Raw genomic sequence first — 16,185 nt, 5'->3', positions numbered from 1 at the left:
CTATACTTACGTCTCTTGCTTTCGCTAACGTTCACGCACGGATGTTACCTACACCGTCTTTATTTTAAGGAGTGCCATGTGTCGCAAGCTCGCCCACGTTTAACTCGTCACTATGGTTGGGTTCTCACCGCCCTTTTCTTGAGTGCCTGTTCACCGGCTCCTCAGACCGAGCTAGCCGAACTGCCTCGTCCGGTGCAACTCCTCACCGTTGGCGCCAGTGCCGATAGTGAAATCCGCCGATTCCCGGCTGTAGTTGCGGCCACGCAAACGGCCGACCTGACCTTTCGGGTGGGTGGCGAAATCACCGAACTGCCTTGGCGTCCAGGCCATGAAGTGCAACAAGGTGACCTCATTGCAGCACTCGACCCAACTGACTATGAACTCGCTGCAGCACAGGCTCGAGCGCGGGCAGAACTTGCACAAGCCCAATATGATCGGCTAGCACAGCTCATCACCCAAAATGTTATTTCCCAAGCCCAATTCGACGAAGCAAGTGCTGAATTAGCGGTGGCTCGAGCTAACCTCAATACTGCCAACGCGAACGTTGGCTATACCCGCCTGCGCGCACCATTTAATGGCGTCATCGCCAATTTGCACGTGGAGTTATTCGAGAACGTCGGCCCGCAGCAACCGATTGTCACCCTCCACGTCGACGACATGATCGATGTTAGTATTCAAGTACCAGAGCGCCTGTTTTCACAAGTCCGCCGCGATACCGATTACCAGCCCGAGATCATCTTCGATTCATTGCCTAACCATGTCTATCAAGGCCAGATTCGCGAGTGGGATCGCATTGCCGACCCCGCAACCAATACCTATCGCGTGGTGTTTACCCTGCCCAAGCCTGCGGAAGGAAATATTTTGCCGGGTATGACCGCGACCGTCGTGATCGACGCCGCCCAAGTATTACCACAAGAGCAACAGCGCATTAGTGTCCCCATTGCTGCGTTATTCTCGCCACCGGGCTCCGCGCTTGACGAACAGGTACGGATGGTTTGGGTTTATACGCCGGATGCCCAGCAAAACCGTGGCCGTTTGAGCGCTCGCCGGGTCACCATTGGTGCGGCGACGAGCAGTGACGTGATGATCGTCCAAGGTCTCGAATCGGGAGAACATGTGGTGATCGCTGGTGTTCATCAACTACACGAAGGACAAACGGTGCGACCATGGATTCGTGAGCGAGGACTGTAAGCATGAATCTTGCGCGCTATAGTATCGAACGGCCTACGACCTCGTGGATTTTGCTGTTTATTCTCCTCATTGGTGGATTCATTGCCCTGCAAAGCTTGGGGCGTCTCGAAGATCCTGAGTTCACTATTAAACAGGCGTTAGTCATTACCCCCTACCCGGGTGCTTCCGCGCAACAAGTCGAGGAAGAAGTCACCGTTCCGTTAGAGAACGCCTTGCAAGAATTGGAATACATCGACCATATCACCTCAACGTCGATGCCCGGTCAGTCGCAAATCATGGTGGAAGTGAAAGACACCTATCGTTCTCATCAAATTCCACAAATTTGGGACGAACTGCGCCGTAAAGTCAACGACCAAGCCCGCAACCTGCCTCCCGGAGCAGGCCCGGTCATGGTCAAAGACGATTTCTCCGACGTCTTTGGCGTACTGCTCGCACTCACTGGCGACGGCTATGATTTACCGGCGCTCAAGGACCACGCCAAATACCTCCGCCGCGAGCTCGCGCTGGTTCCTGGCGTCGCCAAAGTCATTATTAGTGGTATGCAACAAGAGCAAGTCGTTGCCGAAGTCTCACGTTCTCGCTTAGCCAACCTCGGGATTCCACCGCAACGCATTTACGAGCTCTTGGCGACCCAAAACACCGTATCCAATGCGGGGCGCGTGCGCCTAGGTGATCATGCCGTTCGCTTTGAGACCAGCGGTGAATTCACGTCGGTAGAGCAACTAAGCACTCTTATTATCAGTAACCCAGGCGCTCGCGAGCAAATCTACTTAGGCGACGTGGCAACCATTTATCGGCAGCTGCAACCGATTCCAACACACGTATTGCGCTTTAATGAACAGCCGTCGCTATGGGTTGGTGTCTCATTTGCTCGCAATGTCAACGTGGTCGAGGTGGGTGCATCGCTGAATCAGCGACTTGCCGAACTTGAAGCCAACACACCGGTCGGTATGCAGCTGAATATTATTTACAACCAACCGGAAGAAGTAGACCGCTCCGTCTCTGGCTTCTTGCTTAACTTGGCGCAAGCGGTGGTGATTGTCATTGTCGCGCTCTTGCTTACCATGGGTTTGCGCAGTGGCTTCTTGATTGGTTTCGTGCTGCTTCTGACCGTTCTTGGCACCTTTATTTTCATGTACCTGTTGGGGATTAACCTCCACCGGGTTTCCCTCGGTGCTTTAATTATTGCCCTCGGAATGCTGGTCGATAATGCCATAGTGATTACCGAAGGCATGCTCGTTGGCGTTCAACGTGGACAAAGCCGTTTGCGCGCGGCACAGCACGTACTGCGGCAAAATGCGTGGCCATTACTGGGCGCAACGGTTATCGCGATTCTCGCTTTTGCCCCGATTGGGCTGTCGAAAGACGCGACCGGTGAATTTGCTGGGTCACTGTTTTGGGTGTTGCTATTGTCACTCGGACTCAGTTGGTTTACCGCCTTAATGCTGATCCCGTTTTTGGGTGACCGCCTGTTCCGCAAAGGCATCAAAACAGCAGCAAGCGATGCCGAGTTGTACGGTAATCGGATTTATCGCGGCTACCGCAGTTTACTTGCTTTCGCGTTGCGTTTCCGGGTTGGCACCATGGTGCTGATGACCGGACTGCTGGTATTTGCCCTGCTAGGCTTCACGCAAGTGAAGCAAAGCTTCTTCCCAAGTTCCAATACACCGGCATTTTATGTGGATCTTTGGTATCCACAAGGGACCGATATTCGTGCAACTGCCCGCGACAGCGCCAAGGCGGAACAATGGCTATTGCAACAACCCGAGGTCACTCAAGTAGCCAGCACTGTGGGTCAAGGAGCACCGCGCTTTACCCTGCCCTATATCGTTGAAATGCAGCATGAAAACTATGCCCAGCTCATTGTCCGTACCACTACACCGGACGTCTTGCCGAATTTAATTGCAAGAACCCAACAACAACTCACGGCTCATCATCCCGATGCCCGCATGCAACTGCGGCGGATGGAAATTGGTCCACCGGTCAAAGCCGCCGTGGAAGTTCGTTTTAGCGGCTCTGATCCAGACGTTTTGCGCCAGCTGTCATTGCAAGCGCAAGCCATCTTCCGTGCTGATCCGGGACTGAATCTGATTCGTGACAACTGGCGTGAGCGCAGTAAAGTCTTACGGCCGCAGTTTAACGAGTCCCATGCGCGACGAGTCGGCATTACCAAGCAGGATATTGATGACCTTATTCTGGCTAATTTCCAAGGCAAGCGCGTGGGCGTCTATCGTGATGGCACCAATTTATTACCGATTGTCGTGCGCGCCCCAGAAGAAGAGCGCGTTTATCTTGAGCAATGGCAGGACATTCAAGTCTATAGCCCTGCGTTGAACCGCTACATCCCGATGGCCCAAGTAATCGACAGCATGCCGCTCGCCTGGGAAGAGCAAATTATTCACCGCCGTGATCGCAAACGCACGCTTGCGGTCATGGCCGATGCGTATCCCATGCATGAGGAAACGCCCGCACAGATGTTCGCACGCGTGCGTGCCGACATCGAAGCCATTGCGTTACCACCGGGCTATGAAATGCAGTGGGGAGGTGAGTACGAAGCCTCAAGCAAAGCCAAAAACGCGCTATTTGCGTCCTTACCGCTCGGCTATTTAGCCATGTTCATTATTACCGTGCTGCTGTTTAGTTCTGTGCGCAAAGCCGTGGTGATTTGGACCACAGTTCCATTGTCGATTATTGGCGTGACCTTGGGCTTGCTCTTGACCAATCAGGCCTTTAGTTTCATGGCGCTGCTCGGTATTCTGTCGCTCACCGGTATGTTAATTAAGAACGGGATAGTCTTGCTCGAGCAGGTTAACACTGAAGAGCGTAGCGGCAAGTCCGGTTATCAAGCGCTGGTCGACGCAGCTGTTAGCCGGGTTCGCCCAGTGATGATGGCAGCGGTCACGACGATCGTCGGTATGATTCCGCTGTTGTTCGATGAGTTTTTTGCCAGCATGGCCGTGACCATTATGTTCGGTCTTGGTTTTGCCACCCTACTCACGCTGATTGTGGTGCCTGTCATGTACAGCCTGATCTTACGCCAGCGGCCACCGAGGGAGTCCGAGTAAGGCCTAATACGACTGCGAACCTTGCGTTTCCTCATCGTCCTCAGCGTCAGTTTCAATCGGTGACATTGGCGCTGTAGGGCTCTCTTCTTCATTGGTGGTCGTTGGCAAACGCGCGTTGATCTGCAACGTCGTATAGCCCGAACGCGGCATGTTATAACCCATTTCCATGATCAAGCCATTGGGCGTTTGACTCGCCTGCACCATCATCCGACGTACGTCCGGCGGCGTAATTAAATATCGGCTCACGTCCGAGCGCATGCGTAGGCGCTCATCTTCATCGTCGACCCCGGCGAGCAAAAAGAAAGTTCGTAACAAGGCGTTGGTGCCGAGCTCATGGCCACGGCGGAACTCAAGTTTGACCTGCGCACCTTGCTCGTTACCCGGTGCCGCTAACAAAGTGAATGCATAACGGTGCTCGCTCGAGGTTGTTCCCCAGCATACCCAGTAATTTTGATAACCATCGCGACCAAGAATTTGGCCGCGCTCAAAGTCGGTGTTGCAGCCGCGCCATTGCGACAAGGTAAAATCATTCAATACTTGCATCTGCCGCTGCACACTGGGTAATTCTCCCGGTGGTAAAGTCGTGCGTACAGGCTCCGAGCGACCACAACCACTCAGTGCCAAAATACCAACTAAACCAATCGAAGCGACGACAACTTTAACCGCATAAACGTGCTTCATGAACAAGTAACCACTCCTTTTTGTCGAGTCCACCACTGTAACCGCCAAGCCCACCGTCGAGGTTAATGACTCGGTGACAGGGAATTAAAATCGCAATCGGGTTGCGCCCATTGGCCTGGCCGACGGCTTGAAAGCCCCGCGGACGAAACACTTGTTCAGCTAACCAACGATAGCTTTCCGTTGCCCCATAAGGAATCGTGGTCAGTGCTTGCCAAACCTGCTGTTGAAACTCGGTGCCTTGCGGCACCAACGGCACCGTAAACTGCTGTCGCTGCCCGTCAAAATATTCGGCTAATTCTGTACTGAGCTGCGACAACCATCCTTCGGCCTGCGCTTGTTCAGCCGGCTGGGGCTGGGATTGCGTATTTGTCTGGACGCGAGATTTGTCCTGAACCCTAGATTTGTCCTGAACATAAGCCCCAAAATCTAAGCCACAAATTCCCGTAGCCGTTGCTGTAATCGTGATTGGCCCAAGTGGGCTATCGACCACACGCGATGCGATCATGATGATTCTCCTCGGTTTACCAGAGTCGATAGCGAAAACGTAACAACCACCGTTCGACAGGATTCAATTCCGCCCGCTGCTGCAATACTTCAGTCAGTAAATCGGGGCGATCGGTTATAATGCCATCGACACCGATATCGATCATTCGTTCCATGCCAGCGACGTCGTTGACGGTCCAAACATGTACGCCCTGCTCCTGTGCGCGCAGGCGATTTAAGTTTCTTGGGGTCGCTAAAGCCGCTCGAATACCATACATGTCAACGTCTTGCCCTGCTAACCTGCCGACCGACGTATGCACCAGCAAACTGGTTCGCAATTGCGGTTCAATGGCGCGCGCTGCAGCCAAGTCCACTGGAGCTAGTGACGCTAAAATCGTCTCATCGATGAATTCAAGCCGCCGCAGTTCAGCCAATACCATCGGCACTAAATCGGGCATCTGTGGCGCGCCCTTCACTTCTAAATAGAGTCCCGCTCGCCCGCGCAAGAGCTCGACTGCCTGCGCTAATGTGGGCAAACGCTCATTGCTAAACTCCGGCGCGAACCAACTGCCGATATCGAGATCCTGCACTTCGCTGAAGTCCACCGTCCAAATTGGTCTTGGCTCACCGGCTATCCGTAACATATCACGGTCATGAATGAGCACTAACTGACCATCGGCGGTATGGCGGGCATCAAGCTCAACATAATCAGCGCCATCGACAATCGCGCGTTCTATTGCAGCTAAGGTATTTTCGGGAGCGTCCCAAGAGTTACCGCGATGAGCAATATTCAAGACTTCTTCGCTCGGGCGAAATTGCTGAACCGCGTAGGTCACTTGCACCAGCGCAAAAAGCACTAAAACTACTTCAATACCGACCGCGAACAACCCGGTATTACGCGGCTCATTGGTTTGACTCAAGCAGACTTTTTCTTGGCTACCCTCGTTCAAGCAATATTGATGATACAAACGCAGCAAAGCTAAACTATTCCCACTCACGGCAATAAATGCCGCCACTAAGTTCGACAACGCATAACTGACCAACAACACCAAGACGGTCGCGGCAACCACGCGATCATTAGCGGGCAAGATGTTAAATAATGTCCACCCCAGCCCATCAAATAACCAGGAAATGAATAGCGGCAGTGACGCCAAAATGGCTGCAACTGACAACAAGGTCGCCGCAATCCTGCGCCGGGTGCCCAGTGTGAGTTCAGCACTACGATTCAGTGCTGAAACCGGCCCGCGGTTTTCTAACAACATGGCTGGCAAGGCCATGGACCAACGGAGATACAGGTTGCCATGGATAACCAACACCCAGACACTGGCAAGCAAGCAACAGGCGAGGAACGACCAAAGCTCAGGTGGCAGTGCGTTAATCACATAATAGATATCGTAGCCACCAAGGAAATACTGGAACGCCCAACCCACTGCCAGAATCACAGGAAGCAGCAGGGCTAAATGAATCGCGACTTGAATCAAGGCTAAAGTGAGAATGGCTTTACTGTGTAGCAACAAGTACCACAATGCCCGCGCCGCTGTATGAAATTGGCCATTGCGATCGCGCGTCGTAATCAACATCATGCCCGCATGCTGGAAAAACACCGCCACCGAAACCAAAGTTAACGACAGCAACGCCCACACTAAACCGCTAGGCTGCAATAAGAAACGCAACAAGTCTTCATTGCCAACCAAACTTGCGCCACTTGACTTGACCAAAGCGGTTAATAGCCACGCACTGGCTGGCACCAACACGGTCACCATGAGAATGGCAAAATACACATGAAAGGCTAACAATGAACGCCGGTGATAGCGGATGTTCGCCAGAACCTCAAGTTTTAGTCGGGCAATTGAAAGCATGGATTAATAACCAATCACTACGGTAAATACCGCCGTCAGCGCAAACACCACCATCACTAAAAGCATCTCTGCGTAGATAGTCCGGGTTAACCATCGCTGTGCGTGGGCTGTCGGCAAGCGCGGCACGAGAACAAATTTATTGATAGCAGCAAGCAGCAATAACAGACTCACCACCACCAATTTTGCGGTTAATGTCAGACCATAGCGCGACTGCCAGAATTCCGCTAGGTTTTGCAGCAAATAGAATGCCATCACTAGCCCTGAGCCCAGCAAAATTGCCACGAAAATTTGGGCGATTCGACCGAAACTCTCGAGTAATTTCGTCGTGGCCGCACTAACGGGCTGCTGCACTGCTAACCAAAGTGGCAACAGAGCACCACCCCACAGCGCCATTGCAATGACGTGAAGAGTTAGCAATAACTGTACACTGACAGGGGCCTGGGCTAAATGACCGCGTAGCGTAAAACTCCACGCAATAAGCACCAAGCTCAGGATCAAGATAGCTTGACCGACCGGCTTATTTGACCAACGCCATACGAGCGCAATCACAGGGAACAATAGGATTTGCGCCATTACGACTAGGCTGGGCGGATCGAAAATAAGAAAGCTCATGAGTTCGAAGTCGAACGCACCGCGCCAACCGGAGTCATTAATTCCAGCGATGAAACTTAAGTAACCAATAACCGCGAATACTAGGCCAAGCAAAGCTCCAGCGGTGATCATGCGTCGATGCCAAGCATTCACCTGCGGCGACGCCGCAGGGAATACTCGGAGGCAGAGCCAATGACTAAAGCTGCCTCCAATTAACGTTGCTGTCGCGACGTAAACCAGACCTTGGCTAATCGCAAGCAAGGCGTCCCAATTCACTGTCCAGACTCACTCGCAACGGTGAAGTTCACAACACCAGAAACACGATGGCCATCAGCACCAATCAGCGTCCAAGTTAAGTGATACACGTCATCCGCCAATGTCGGTAATTCAAAATGAAAAACGTCGGTGGCGGCACGATTGCGCTGAAAGCCAAAATCAACTGTACCGCTGTTGTCACCCACGAGCTCGAGGCTAAGTAAGCGAACATCCTCATTGAACTCAAGGTGCACAACTGGTGGTGGCGTGCTTAACTGCGCTTGATGTGCAGGCGTTGAGAACACCAATTGAGTATGCGCGCTTACCGTCTGCACAGTCGCTAAAAGCAGCCATAAAAGACCAAATGTCAGTAACTTTTTCATATTTTACTCCATTTTTTTAAGATGAACTTTCTATCTGTGCCGAGCGCCGCATCTGCCAGCGCAAGCTCAGCTCTTCTCGCCAGCAATAAAGCACCGGCACCACAAACATACTCAGAACCACAAAGGTCAAACCGCCCACGGTCGGAATTGCCATGGGGATCATCAAGTCGGCACCGCGTCCGGTGGCGGTTAAAACAGGGAACAATGCGAGAATGGTCGTAGCGCTAGTCATTAAGCACGGACGAACACGCTGCAAGCCCGCTTCGACAGTTCGCTCACGAATTTCCTCGATGGTATGACTTGCCCCTTCCGCGAAACGTTGTTTCAGGTAAGTGGCCATCACCACACCGTCGTCGACGGCAATGCCGAATAACGCCAAGAAACCTACCCACACGGCAACACTTAAATGGGTCACATCGAATTGGAAGATCTCTCGTAACGTCACACCTTGCGTGATCAATGGCAGGCTAAAATTGGCAAACCAACTTTGGCCGTACAAATACAGCATGATGAAACCGCCACCCCAAGCAACCGCGATACCGCTAAACACCATCATGGCGGTACTGACTTGTTTAAACTGCAAATACAACAGAATAAAAATCAGTGTGAGCGAGAGTGGAATCACCACGTTCAACGTCGCCATGGCACTTTGTTGCTGCTGGTAACTTCCGGCAAAGCTATAACTCACCCCAGAGGCAAGTTGCAGTGAACCGTTCTGGCGCGCTTGTGACAAATGCGCTTGCGCCGCTTCAACTGCTTCCACTTCAGCAAAACCATTCGCCGCACCAAAGGTTACGTAGGCGGTTAAGAAGGTGTTTTCCGAACGGATCATCTGCGGGCCCCGTTGAAATTCGATTGTGGCCAAATCCGCTAGTGGTATTTGCGCGCCCGTCGGCGTGCTGACCAACACATTGAGCATGCTCTCAATGTCGTCTCGACGCTCCCGTTGATAACGCACTCGCACTGGATAACGCTCGCGGCCTTCTACCGTCCGCGTCACTTCAACCCCTCCAATCGCTGCTGCTACAGTATTCTGTACTGCCTCAATCGACAGGCCGTAGCGCGCAATTTCGTCGCGTTGCAAATGAACTTCCAAATAAGGGCTTCCAACCACACGCTCCGCACTCACCGAAGCGCGGTTGACGCCGTCTGATTCTCGCAATGCGGCTTCAATTGCCAACGCTGCGGTTTCGAGCGTGGCTAAATCCGGTGCTTGCACCTTCACACCCATCGCCGCACGCATGCCGGTTTGCAACATCAATTGCCGGGTTTCAATCGGCTGCAAACGCGGAGCCGAGGTCACACCAGGAACTTGTGCGGCGCGCACAATTTCATCCCAAATGTCGCGTGGACTTTGGATATGGTCACGCCATTGGCGATACGGTCGACCGCGGCGATCTTCAATCAACTGACCGCGCCCGTCGCGCACAAACTCACCGTTGCCATCGACTCGAAAGTTTAAACGCCGGCCATTGGCGTCGGTTTTAAACTCGCTTTTGTAATTAATGACCGTTTCAATCATTGATACTGGCGCTGGGTCTAACGGTGTTTCCGCCCGGCCGATTTTCCCAACCACAGTTTCAACTTCAGGAATCGCCGCGATCGCGCGGTCCTGTTGACTGAGCACATCAAGTGCTTCACCAATTGAGGCATGTGGCATGGTCGTTGGCATGAGCAGGAACGAGCCTTCGTCTAACGCAGGCATAAACTCACGGCCTAGGCCAGGTACAATCGCTAAACCCGCGATAATGACCAAGGTCGGCAGCGCCAGAAACAGTGCTTTGAAGCGTAAACACCAGCGCAGAAGCGTTTCATAAAATTTCAAAAGTAGGCTGAAACCACCAACGACCACAGCAAACAAGAGCGCGACAAACACAACATTGCGCAAGCTACCAGCGCTTGGCCCCAGTGGTTCCCAAAGCCCAGCCAAACCGACAATCACCACCGCAACTAAGCCGCCATAAGCCAACCGATAGGCACCTTGATGACGAGCTAGCCAGGCGTCGAAACGACTTAAGCGATCGCTCAACAAGATGCGCAGGAGAATGGGAACAACGACCAATGCTAAAATAATTGCCGCAATCAGCACCAAGGTTTTGGTGTAAGCCAACGGCGTGAAGAGCTTTCCTTCCGCGCCAGTCATGGTGAACACCGGCAAGAAGCTAATGACAGTCGTGGCAATCGCAGTCATCACCGCCGGCCCTACTTCTTGACTCCCCTGCACAATCGCGTCATGGGTCGACAGCTCCGGACGCTGCTTGCGCAGTCGCAGGATATTATCGGTAACGATAATCCCCATATCGACGATGGTCCCAATGGCAATCGCGATCCCCGCTAAGGCGACAATATTCGCTTCCACCCCGAATAAACGCATGCCAATGAAGGTCATCAGCACCGCTAAGGGCAACATGGCTGCAACCGTCAGCGCTGAACGTAAATGCAGCAGCATCAACAAGACCACGGCCGCGGTCACGAGCAACTGTTGCATGAGCGCGTCACTTAACGTGCCCAAGGTTTCAGTAATCAGCGTGGAACGGTCGTAAAACGGCACCACAGTCACTTGGCTCAAGTTCAACCACTGCGGCCAGCGTTCACGCGGATGATTCTGCAACCACTGGGTCCATTGCCGTTGTTCGGCATCGTCAAAATTCAGGGTTGCAGCACGATAGTCCGGTAGCCCTTGTGCGCGCGCAAAATCAGCCACCGTGGTCTGACTCACCTGTTGCCAATCAATGACAGCGCGAGCGGGTAAGCTGGGGGCGAGCACGTCGATTTGCGCCTTAGCGTTCTCAATCGCTGCTAGTGGATTAAAGCCTTCGCGCACGGTCACGACACCACCAACGGCCTCGGCGCCAGCCACATCTAGCGCTCCCCGGCGCTCGGCCGGCCCAAGCCCAACGGTCGCAACGTCCGCAACGCGAATCGGCGTGCCATTCGTCGCCACCCGCACCACCGCGGCTTCAATATCCGCGAGGGAGCGAATAAAACCGACGCCACGGACGATATACTCAACCCGGTTAATCTCGGTAGTGCGCGCACCAATATCGAGATTCGACTCAGCCACCGCTTGCATCACCTGCTCGAGGCTGACGTTGTAGTAACGCAGCGCGTCTGGATCCACATCGATTTGATATTCGCGAACGTAACCACCGATTGAAGCGACTTCGCTGATCCCTTCGGCAGCGAGCAGACCATAGCGGACATACCAATCTTGAATGGAGCGTAGCTCGTCCAAGTCCCAACCACCAAGCGGCTCACCATCGGGGTCACGGCCTTCCAGTGTGTATAAATAGACTTGACCAAGTCCCGTAGCATCAGGCCCTAAAGCGGGCTGTACGCCTGCTGGCAAAGTGCCCGGTGGTAAGCTGCTGAGCTTTTCCAAGAGTCGCGCGCGCGACCAGTAAAACTCAATATCCTCATTAAAAATAACTGAGATACTTGAGAAGCCGAACATCGACAAGGTGCGCACATCTTTTACACCTGGAACGCCCATTAATGCCACCGATAAGGGGTAGCTCACTTGGTCGTCGACATCTTGTGGTGAGCGGCCGGGCCATTCAGTGAAGACAATTTGCTGATTTTCACCAAGGTTTGGAATCGCATCAACTGCCACCGGTGAAGACGGTAAGCCAGTATCCCAGCGAAAAGGCGCGACGGCGACACCAGCAACAATGACGCCCACCGTTAGAAGGGCAACGACCAGCTTGTTTTGCAATAACCAGTGCACCATTAGTGGTTTCCTCCTGACAACACACCCATGTGATCACCACAGCGCAACATCCGCGAACCAAAATAAGGATTTAACAGCTCATCTTGTTCTTGTAACCAGTATGCGCCTTCACCGCGACGGGCCATCGGGCAAAACATCAAATGCAAATCACCATGATGATAGCCAGCTTCCGCAAGTGTAATCATGGCTTGCGAATGGGCATAAAACTGGTCACGTGCAACACTGATGCGGTCGACATGATGGGCATGGCCAGCACCAGTCGTTAATTGCTCGTGTTGTGTCGCCAACGCACTTGGCCAAGTCACCGCCGCCACCGCATCATGAAACTCAGTGGCCGCCTGTTGCCAAGCTGCTAAATCGTCGCTATGCAGTGCTGCCCACATTTGGTGATACGCCGCAAATACCGCACTGGCATCAACAGTTGAGTCAAACTCAACCGCAGCAGAGCTAGCAGCCGCATGTTCCGCATGCTCATCCGTGGTACCTGCGCTCCCGCCATGATGCTCGTGCCCAGTGGCTCCGCCACCTTGAGGAGCCATCATGCTTGGCCGACCGCGCAACTGCAGTTCGCTGTCAATGCGGAACGCACCGCGGCTCACCACGAGTTCATCCGCACTCAACCCGCTCAGCACTTCGTAACGGTCACCATAGCGACCACCCAGCTCAACCTCGCGCGCAGCAAAAGCGCCAGAGCTAGCCTCCTCTTGAACATAGACAACTGCACGTTTGCCGGTAATTAATGGCGCCGAAGCTGGAATCGTCAACACGCCCTCACGTTGCAGTTGTAATGTTGCCCGAACAAAACCACCGGCGGCCGCCACAAGATCATCGGCATCTAGCGCAATGCGCACACCACGCGTCCGCCGCTCATCGTCAATGCGTGGCGCCATCGATACAATCGTGCCACTTACTTCGCGCGCCGAACGATGACCCAGCGACAGCTGCAGTTGCACGCTGTCACCGACAACAAAATGGTTTACATCGCGCTCAAACACATCTAAAACCAGCCAGAGTTTGTTGCTATCAGCAATCGCAAGTAGCATGTCGCCAGTGTTCACATAATCACCCTGACTAACCGCCCGCGTTGTCACCAACCCAGAACTTGGTGCATGAATCACCACTCGCTCTTGTGCTTCACCGCGTTCAATCAAGGCGTCGATTTGTTCGGTGGTCATGCCAAGTAAACGCAGCCGCTCGCGTGCTGCGCGTAGGGTTTGCTGATGCCCTTCTTGCACAAATGCTGGGCCTTGACGGTTAGACAACCGGATTGCCTGCAAAAGCTCCTGCTGAGCCACTAAAAGCTCAGGGCTATAGAGCTCGATGAGCGGTTCACCTTGCGTCACCCGCGCGCCCTCATAATTCACTAACAAACGTTCAATGCGGCCACTTGTCCATGCACTAATCGAGGTTAAGCCGCGCTCGTCATAATCAAGCTGGCCAGTTAGTCGCAGTTCGTACTGGGCCAAGCCATCGCGCACCGGCTCGGTTTGTAAACCAAGCAGCGCCAAGCTGCGGCCACTGAACTCAATACGAGTGACATCGCCGTCGTCATCAGAACCTCCGGCAGCGACCGGAATAAGCTCCATTCCACAAATCGGGCAGCGATCATTCGGGTCCGTCGAACGGAAATTTGGATGCATTGAGCAGGTATACTCTTGCTCTTGCGTTTGGGTGAATAGCCCACCATCTGCAGCGCTTTGTTGTCCATTGCTAGAGTGTGCGTGGCCACTATGATCATGATGCTCGCCGTGGTCATGCGCATGCACAGGGGCTTGCAAACCAACACTCAAACTCAACGTAGTCGTAATCAAGACAGCAAATAGCGCCGTAATGGCGGCCGTGGTTTTAATCGTTTTCATGGTGAGCCTCGGTATCTAACTGATAGGCAAAAAAAGAATGAATGGTCGTGACCGCGTCGAGCTGATTCGCCAATGCGCGTTGATAAGCTAACGCAAAGGTCAGCCATTCCTGCTGACTGGCAAGGACGTCGGCAAAGGTCGTCGCGCTATTGGCATACTGTGTGAGGAGCGAAGCCACCGCTTGCTCCGATCGCGGCAATAAAACGTCGCCGTAAAGCTGGCGATTACGGTCGGCTTCTTGCCATTGATACAGCGCCATGCTTAATTCAGCTTGGAGTTCTAACTGCGTGCTTTGCCACCGTGCAATGGCGCTGTCCACGTTGGCCGCGGCGACGTCACGTTGTGCTTGATAACGGCCTCGCCAAATGGGTAATGACACGCCAACCATACCGCCCACTGTGCCCGACTCCATAGCCGTGTTCATATACTCCAAACCGACCATTAGCCGCGGCAGTCCCGCCGTACTGGCTATATCTTGCGCCACTTGCAATGCTTGTAACTCATATTCAGCGACTCGAAGTAATGGGCTCGCTTGCGTTAATTCCGCATACAATTCGCTTTGTTCACGGGGTAATTGACTCGCTTGCGCATGGAAACCGGCCAAACGCAGATCCGACTCGAATGGCTCCGTCACCCCTCGGCTTAAGGCGCTATTTACCCGCGCCAGTTGTGAGCTTTTTAAGGCTTGTAAATTGGCTAAGTCACTCGTGCTTTCTGCAGCTGCATTCTGCGCGCGTAAAAACTCACTTAAGCTAATATTCCCCGTGGCGTATTGTTGTTCCGCCACCAATACCAGCTGCGCGCGTAAGTCGGCCAAATCCTGTTGCACACGAATATTCTCTAACACATATAAATATTCGATCAGTGCCCGCATGACTGCAGTCGTCACCGCCGCTGTTTCTTCCAGGTAGCGTGCTTGCGCGGCGCGCAATCCGGCTTGGGCTTGCTCGATAGCCATGGCTCGACGTTTGAAAATCGGAATATCTTGGCTTACAGCGATTGTTCGCGAGTCAGTATTGTTCAAGCCTTGGCTCAGACTCAGTTCGGGATCCATGAGTGCACCGGCAGCCGTGACTTGTGCTTCGGCACTTCGCAGCTCAGCTTTTGCGGCTTGAATGCGCGGGTGATGTTCATAGGCATAGCGAATCATGGCCGCAATATCTGCATCACGAACCATAGCAGGTGCTTGTTGGGTGTGAACTTGGGCGGCCTGCAAATCCGCTGCGGCCAAATAACTTGGTTGGTAACTTGCGCAAGCAGCAAGGCCGCTAATCACGAATAGCGCCACAGCAAGTCGAATAAATTTGAATGAAAACATACAATTTGCCTATCCAGAAACAAAGTTTCCAGCACACCATTCCGGTTGCTGGCATGACAGTGATTGGATTAAGCAATAATCGGTGGGCGAGAGTTTTGCGCAGGCAATAACGAGTAGAAAGACTCGACAACCCAAGCCACATTGTGTGCTGGGCTTGGGAGGTGACATTCAAGGGTCACTAACGCAGCCATACAACCGTGGCCTGCTGAGACACAATGGCCGCAGTCTGCTGGGCAGTTTAAGTAGCAATCGCTACCTTGGTCACAGCAATCGTGATTGCTGTCGGCGCTATGACTGGTGTGATCAGGCGCGGCATGAGCAACAGCGGTATGCGCGACTTGCTCCTGCATTTTTGCCATCAGTTCGCAGTGTGCGTCGGCTTTTTCGGAGGGAGCGAGCGCTGAATGAACAGTGTCACTGGTCGTCATCCCATGCGCTAAATGCTGAATACCTGTGGTGTGCGTATTACCATACGCCGTCGCACCACCAGCAAATGGTAGTGTGACCAAGGTACTCAGAATAAAAATCACCAGCCAAAGCCGGCCATTTGTGCGCATGTGCTGCTCCTAAAATAACCAACACAGAATAGTCGCCGAGCGTAAAAAAGTAAAGAACTTTCCGCCTCCGATACCTTTGAACGAGCCTCGTATAGGCTATTCACCGCACTTGGTCGCCATATTCATTCATTTACCGCAAATTCAGATTTGTTTACCCCTTATTTTTGTTTATTCGGTTAAGTTATCGTTAGAATCGAACGGTTAAATCCTAAA

At 53.1% G+C, this 16,185-nt stretch carries 11 protein-coding genes; 2 read left to right on the top strand and 9 right to left on the bottom strand.

Annotated elements, in window-relative coordinates; genetic code table 11:
* The first annotated feature begins 78 nt into the window (after window positions 1-78).
* On the top strand, window positions 79-1,191 hold the full coding sequence (locus CWE06_RS08295) for an efflux RND transporter periplasmic adaptor subunit (RefSeq protein ID WP_126793038.1): 1,113 nt from the start codon (window positions 79-81) through the stop codon (window positions 1,189-1,191).
* 2 nt (window positions 1,192-1,193) lie between these two features.
* On the top strand, window positions 1,194-4,256 hold the full coding sequence (locus tag CWE06_RS08290; RefSeq protein ID WP_126793036.1) for an efflux RND transporter permease subunit: 3,063 nt from the start codon (window positions 1,194-1,196) through the stop codon (window positions 4,254-4,256).
* A gap of 3 nt (window positions 4,257-4,259) precedes the next feature.
* Here CWE06_RS08290 and CWE06_RS08285 read toward each other — a convergent pair whose 3' ends face one another.
* From CWE06_RS08285 to CWE06_RS08245, 9 genes are all read right to left on the bottom strand, one after another.
* Window positions 4,260-4,937 (bottom strand): hypothetical protein, encoded by a 678-nt coding sequence (locus CWE06_RS08285; RefSeq protein WP_126793034.1) that lies wholly within the window; start codon window positions 4,935-4,937, stop codon window positions 4,260-4,262.
* Window positions 4,915-5,442 (bottom strand): methylated-DNA--[protein]-cysteine S-methyltransferase, encoded by a 528-nt coding sequence (locus tag CWE06_RS08280; RefSeq protein ID WP_126793032.1) that lies wholly within the window; start codon window positions 5,440-5,442, stop codon window positions 4,915-4,917. The genes CWE06_RS08285 and CWE06_RS08280 overlap by 23 nt, the downstream gene beginning before the upstream one ends.
* Window positions 5,443-5,458: 16 nt before the next feature.
* Window positions 5,459-7,279, bottom strand: a complete 1,821-nt coding sequence (locus CWE06_RS08275) for a glycerophosphodiester phosphodiesterase family protein (RefSeq protein WP_126793031.1) — start codon at window positions 7,277-7,279, stop codon at window positions 5,459-5,461.
* A 3-nt stretch (window positions 7,280-7,282) separates the two neighbouring features.
* Window positions 7,283-8,146 (bottom strand): copper resistance D family protein, encoded by an 864-nt coding sequence (locus CWE06_RS08270; RefSeq protein ID WP_126793029.1) that lies wholly within the window; start codon window positions 8,144-8,146, stop codon window positions 7,283-7,285.
* Complete coding sequence (locus CWE06_RS08265; protein WP_126793027.1) at window positions 8,143-8,508, bottom strand: copper resistance CopC family protein; 366 nt, start codon at window positions 8,506-8,508, stop codon at window positions 8,143-8,145. Before CWE06_RS08265 ends, CWE06_RS08270 begins: the two co-directional genes overlap by 4 nt.
* A 16-nt stretch (window positions 8,509-8,524) precedes the next feature.
* Window positions 8,525-12,238 (bottom strand): efflux RND transporter permease subunit, encoded by a 3,714-nt coding sequence (locus tag CWE06_RS08260; RefSeq protein ID WP_126793025.1) that lies wholly within the window; start codon window positions 12,236-12,238, stop codon window positions 8,525-8,527.
* Window positions 12,238-14,097 carry an efflux RND transporter periplasmic adaptor subunit gene (locus tag CWE06_RS08255; protein ID WP_126793023.1) on the bottom strand — a complete coding sequence of 620 codons (1,860 nt, stop codon included), beginning with the start codon at window positions 14,095-14,097 and terminating at the stop codon, window positions 12,238-12,240. Before CWE06_RS08255 ends, CWE06_RS08260 begins: the two co-directional genes overlap by 1 nt.
* On the bottom strand, window positions 14,084-15,415 hold the full coding sequence (locus tag CWE06_RS08250; protein ID WP_126793021.1) for a TolC family protein: 1,332 nt from the start codon (window positions 15,413-15,415) through the stop codon (window positions 14,084-14,086). The genes CWE06_RS08255 and CWE06_RS08250 overlap by 14 nt, the downstream gene beginning before the upstream one ends.
* 68 nt (window positions 15,416-15,483) lie before the next feature.
* Window positions 15,484-15,972 carry a hypothetical protein gene (locus CWE06_RS08245; RefSeq protein ID WP_126793020.1) on the bottom strand — a complete coding sequence of 163 codons (489 nt, stop codon included), beginning with the start codon at window positions 15,970-15,972 and terminating at the stop codon, window positions 15,484-15,486.
* Between the last annotated feature and the right edge of the window lie 213 nt (window positions 15,973-16,185).

The organism is Aliidiomarina haloalkalitolerans, from assembly GCF_003987315.1.
Classification (GTDB): domain Bacteria; phylum Pseudomonadota; class Gammaproteobacteria; order Enterobacterales; family Alteromonadaceae; genus Aliidiomarina; species Aliidiomarina haloalkalitolerans.
The sequence above is the reverse complement of the archived record's forward strand: the minus strand, read 5'-3'. Positions and strand labels throughout refer to the sequence as shown.